The 5,273-nt window shown below is 43.3% G+C and carries 4 protein-coding genes; 3 read left to right on the top strand and 1 reads right to left on the bottom strand.

Translation table 11 applies throughout. From position 1 onward, the window contains the following. Positions 1–1,387: ABC transporter permease (locus AAGC65_RS24725; protein WP_343115137.1), on the bottom strand; the 1,387-nt coding region annotated here is incomplete at its 3' end. Between the two features lie 472 nt (positions 1,388–1,859). Here AAGC65_RS24725 and rpiB point away from each other — a divergent pair. The 3 genes from rpiB to AAGC65_RS24710 form a co-directional block, all read left to right on the top strand. After that, positions 1,860–2,294: a ribose 5-phosphate isomerase B gene (gene rpiB / locus AAGC65_RS24720; protein ID WP_343115136.1), complete on the top strand. Its 435-nt coding sequence runs from the start codon at positions 1,860–1,862 to the stop codon at positions 2,292–2,294. 27 nt (positions 2,295–2,321) lie between these two features. Continuing rightward, positions 2,322–3,869: a M28 family peptidase gene (locus AAGC65_RS24715; RefSeq protein WP_343115135.1), complete on the top strand. Its 1,548-nt coding sequence runs from the start codon at positions 2,322–2,324 to the stop codon at positions 3,867–3,869. Between the two features lie 168 nt (positions 3,870–4,037). Then, the coding region (locus AAGC65_RS24710) for a LutB/LldF family L-lactate oxidation iron-sulfur protein (protein WP_343115134.1) at positions 4,038–5,273 on the top strand (1,236 nt) is incomplete at its 3' end.

Here is a 5,273-nt window from a genome sequence, read left to right as displayed (position 1 = left end):
GGTTCACATAGATGAGATTGTTGCGGGCGTAGCCTGTTTCGCGTGATTGTGCAAATTTTATTTGATGTTGTACGATGATCGTACATATAATAAGCGCAATAGCAAAGGTAAATTGCAATACAACTAATATTTTCCGGGGCGTTATCACCGAACCTGCAGCAGTAAAGGTGCCTTTTAAAACTTTTACCGGTTGGTAGGACGACAAATAAAATGCGGGATAGCTTCCGGCAAGCAGCCCCGTAAACAATACGAATAGTATGGCAAAAATCCAGTACATCGCATTGGAAAAATCTATATAAAGCTGTTTCCCCACCAGTTGATTGAAACCATGCAGGCTCAGTTCAACAATAATGATGGCCAATATACCTGCCAAAAAAGAAAGGATAACACTTTCGCCGATAAACTGGAGTATCAACAACTTTTTGGTAGCTCCTGCAACTTTACGAATTCCAACTTCTTTAGCACGTTTTTCGCTACGCGCTGTACTGAGATTCATAAAATTAATGCAGGCAATCAGTAGAATAAAAATTGCAATTATTGCAAATAGTTTTACCCGTTCTATCCGGCCACCTACATAAACACCGTTATCTGAATCGGAATAAAGCCAGGTATCACTGAAGAGCTGAGTAAATACTTGCGTGGTTGATTTGTCGCCATCTTTAGTATGATTTATCGTAATATTTTTGATCTTAGCATCAAAAGAGGCTTGTGAAATTCCGGGTTTCAAAAGAATAAATGTTTTAACTGAGTTATTATTCCAGTTATTATCGTCCTGATTGATTTTTTTCAGATAAGACCAGGGAATTAAATACTCGAAACTGAACACCGTATTATTAGGCAGATCTTTAAGCACACCGGTTATCGTAAAGTTATCCGCACTGTCAATTCTCACCGTTTTACCCACTACATCTTCGTTACCAAATAGCTTGACAGCCATTTTTTGGGTAACCACGATTGAATTATTATCTTTCAGAGCATCAGTATTACCTGCAATCAGCTTAAAGCTGAACATGTTTAAAAAACCGGAGTCTGCAACGGCACCGGTGATATTCATGTGTTTATCGCCAACCGTAAACAAGAACGTCTGGTAATCGTTTACCCTTACCGCATCTTCAACATCCGGATAGTTCTGCTTTAAGGCAGGTGCCAATGGCTTGCAAGTAGTATTCCATGCCCATAGCTCACCGCTAACCTTATCTCGGTTATTGGCAACATAAAGCCGGTCTTTCTTTTCATGAAAGCGATCATGGCTCACTTCGTTCTGTATCCAGAGCAAGATCATAATGGCGCTGGCCATACCGATAGCAAGCCCAAGGATATTGATTACAGAAAAACTGATATTACCGATCAGGTTTCTCCAGGCTGTTTTTAGATAATTTTTGAACATAAGCTATATTTAAAAAACACTCAGATTCAGTGTTATAACTAAAATGTATATTTAATCCGGTTTATTACATTTGCAATGCCGTTTTTATAACTATCTCATTAAAAGAAACTTGAATAGAATTTTAAAATTCAACTGTCCGGTTTCGCTACAACGCGTTGTTCATTGACGAACACCTGCTAAATCTGCTCAACTTATAATTTTTGATGATGAACAAGCTGTTTCAGGGGCGATTCGTTTTATTAATTGGCAATAATTTGCTGGGAGCAATCCAAACATAAATACTTATTATCAGTCATTGCCGTTGGTTTTAGCCAACGGATTACGCATAAAGATTTTTAGGCTTTAGCCAAAATGGCGAAGGCTTTTGATCCTAAATCCTTTCGTCCTGAAGTCTTATGGTCAAATGTCCTTTATCCCATATCCCGCAAAATATTTACTTTTAGCCTTTAATTATAATTATAGTATAAGGGATATGAAACAAGGGTTAAAGATTGCTATTGGTGCCGACCATGCCGGGTTTGATTATAAACAAGCTTTACAGGAAGCCTTGTCGTCTGCCGGACTTAAAGATTTTGGTACCTATTCTGATACATCGGCAGATTATCCCGACTTCGCGCATCCTGTAGCCTCGGCGGTTGAAAGCGGCGAGTTTGACCTGGGGATACTGGTTTGCGGCAGTGCCAATGGCGTAGCTATAACCGCCAATAAACACCAGGGTATCCGTGCCGCCATTTGCTGGAATACCGAATTGGCCCAGCTGGCCCGCATGCATAATAATGCTAATATTATATGTATCCCAGCCCGTTTTATAACTATTGATGAAGCGCGCCAAATTGTTGATACTTTTTTAAATACTGACTTTGAAGGCGGCCGTCATGCTACACGTGTTGGTAAAATTGCCTGCTAAACGTTGAACTAAACCAAACATCATAAAATGAAAAAGATTTCACTATGGGCATTATCCACCGCATTAGCATTTAATGCCTGTGCCCAGCAAAACCAAAAAGCGTTAAAATATGGCTCGCTCATTACTGCCGATGATGCCCGCAGGCACCTCAGTATTTTAGCATCAGACGAGTTTGAGGGTCGTGAAACCGGCACCCGCGGCGCTGAAAAGGCCGCGAACTATATAGCTGCCGAATTTAAAAGGTTAGGACTGCAGGCCCCGGTAAACGGATCGTACTTTTTAAACGTACCGCTAACTCAAAACGCACTGAAAGTAACGGTATTTACGGTTAATGGTAAAACTGTTGAATATGGAAAGGATTTCTTTTTAAACGGCGCCTACCCTGATAACAGCATCAATGTTAATGATATTGTATTTGTAGGCTACGGAACCGAAACTGAAGTAGGCACTACCGACCTTACAGGTAAAGTATTACTCTGGATAAATGAGGATAAACCCCAGGATGGCGCTAAACCCAATACCAGCTACAGGTTAACAGCCAGCCGCACCAAAACCATTAAATTTTTGCAAAGCAAAAGTCCGGCAGCTATACTGGCAGCTAACCCGGGCATTGCCGAAGCGCTTGGTCGTTTTGGAAGGAGCGTTGTTAGTCCTCGGTTAACGGTTAAGGATGCACCTGCTAAACCGGCTGGAACCAATGCACCGCTGTTTAACATCACCACAGCCTTGGCTAACGAACTGGTAAAACCAACTGGTAAATCTTATGATGAATTAAAGGCGGCCTCCAATGCCACCACTATAAAAAGTACAGTAGCCATAAGCTATATTACCGCCAAAACCGATGTAAAAGCGGTTGACGTGCTGGGCTACATGCCCGGTACCGATCTGAAAGACGAGGTGCTCATATTTTCTGCGCACTATGATCATATCGGCTTAAACCCCGATGCATCGGCCAAAGATAAAGTGAACAATGGTGCCGATGATGACGGCTCGGGTACTACCGGCATCCTGGAAATTGCCCGTGCATTTGCTCAGGCCAAAAAAGACGGGCATGGCCCACGCCGCAGCATTTTGTTTTTAGGTAATGTGGGCGAAGAAAAAGGCCTGCTGGGTTCTGAGTACTATTCAGAGCACCCGGTATTTCCGTTAAGCAATACCATTACCGATCTGAACATTGATATGATCGGCCGCGTGGGGTATGAGTATATCGGTAAACCTGATTCTGGTAATTATGTGTATGCTATCGGTTCGTCTATGCTGAGCAAAGAGTTGCATGAAATTGGTGAGCAGGCAAACAACACTTACACCAAACTGCATCTGGATTATAAATATGATGATCCTGAGGATCCGAACCGTTTTTATTACCGCAGCGATCATTACAACTTTGCCAAACACGGCGTACCTATTATATTTTACTTTAACGGCGTGCATGACGATTACCACCAACCTGGCGACGAGGTAAGTAAAATCAACTTCCCGCTGCTGGCTAAACGCGCGCAACTGGTATTTTACACCGGCTGGGAACTGGCCAACCGCGATAAACGCCCGGTGGTTGACGGGAAAACATCAGAATAGTTTTAAGTGTTAAGTTTTGAGTAATGAGTTTTTCGAGTAGGCTCCATGCCTATGTTGGTATTGTCACCAACATAGGCATAGTGATGCGTTTTGCGGGTAGGCCGCTACATTAAACTTAAAACCCATCACTCAAAACTTTTAACTAAAAAAAATCTTATTTTCGCCTATATGGGAAGCACTGCGGAAGAGTTTTTGGTAGCCTCGGAAGAAAAGGCGTTTGATGTTGATCACCGCCGTATTATTAATAATAATATTGATAAGTATAACACTGCGGTAACGCGTGGGCTTTCCCGTATCATTAACCTGGATAATGCTAAACGCAAGGGGCATGTGATCAAGTGGAAGGTGATGGAGAACCTGGATAAGTTTTTACCCGAGTTTGAGGCCAATTTCCAAAAACGCGGTGGCAAGGTGATCTGGGCCAATGATGCCGAAGAAGCCAACCGCGAAATCCTGAGCATTATTCAAAAAGTTAATGCCAAAACAGTTGTCAAATCAAAATCAATGGTTACGGAAGAAATTCATCTAAATGAGTTCCTGGAAAGTAACAACGTTGAATCGCTGGAAACCGACCTGGGCGAATACATTGTGCAGTTGCTGGGCCAAAAGCCTTACCATATCGTTACCCCGGCCATGCACCTCAGTAAAGAGGACATTGCCAAACTTTTTCACGAGCGCTTCGGTACCCCTCCCGATGCCACTCCTGAACAGCTTACGCTGAAAGCGCGCGAATTGCTGCGTGATAAATATTTACAGGCCGATATAGGCATAACCGGTGCTAACTTTTTACTGGCCGATACCGGCAGCATAGCCATTAGCGAAAACGAAGGCAATGCCCGTTTATGTACTACATTCCCAAAAGTTCATATTGCTATAGTGGGCATCGAAAAGGTGATACCATCCATTACCGATCTTGACCTGTTCTGGCCCATGCTTTCTACACATGGTACAGGGCAAAACCTTACTGTTTATAACAGCATTTTAAGCGGCCCCCGCCAACCCGATGAAACCGACGGTCCCGACGAAATGTATGTGATCTTGCTGGATAACGGGCGCACCAATCTGCTGGCTCAAAAAGAACAGCGGCAGGGCCTGTACTGTATCCGTTGTGGCGCTTGCTTAAACGCTTGCCCCATTTATAAAAACATTGGTGGACATACCTATAATACTACCTATAGCGGCCCGATAGGTTCCATCATTACCCCGCATGAAAAAGGCATGGCCGAGTTTAAACATCTGAGCTATGCATCAAGCCTGTGCGGCAGGTGTACCGAGGTGTGCCCGGTTAAAATTGATATTCACAAAATGCTGCTCCTGAACCGCCGCGACGCGGTGAACGAGCACTTGGTGAGCAATAAAGAACGCTGGGGTTGGAGCATGTGGACAAAAGGGATGCTGAAACGT

This window comes from Mucilaginibacter sp. (assembly GCF_039207105.1).
Classification (GTDB): Bacteria; Bacteroidota; Bacteroidia; order Sphingobacteriales; family Sphingobacteriaceae; genus Mucilaginibacter.
The sequence above is the reverse complement of the archived record's forward strand: the minus strand, read 5'-3'. Positions and strand labels throughout refer to the sequence as shown.

Coding starts and splice junctions, on each gene's coding strand:
- AAGC65_RS24715 (WP_343115135.1), top strand. CDS start 2,322: ATGAAAAAGATTTCACTATGGGCATTATCCACCGCATTAGCATTTAAT.
- rpiB (WP_343115136.1), top strand. CDS start 1,860: ATGAAACAAGGGTTAAAGATTGCTATTGGTGCCGACCATGCCGGGTTT.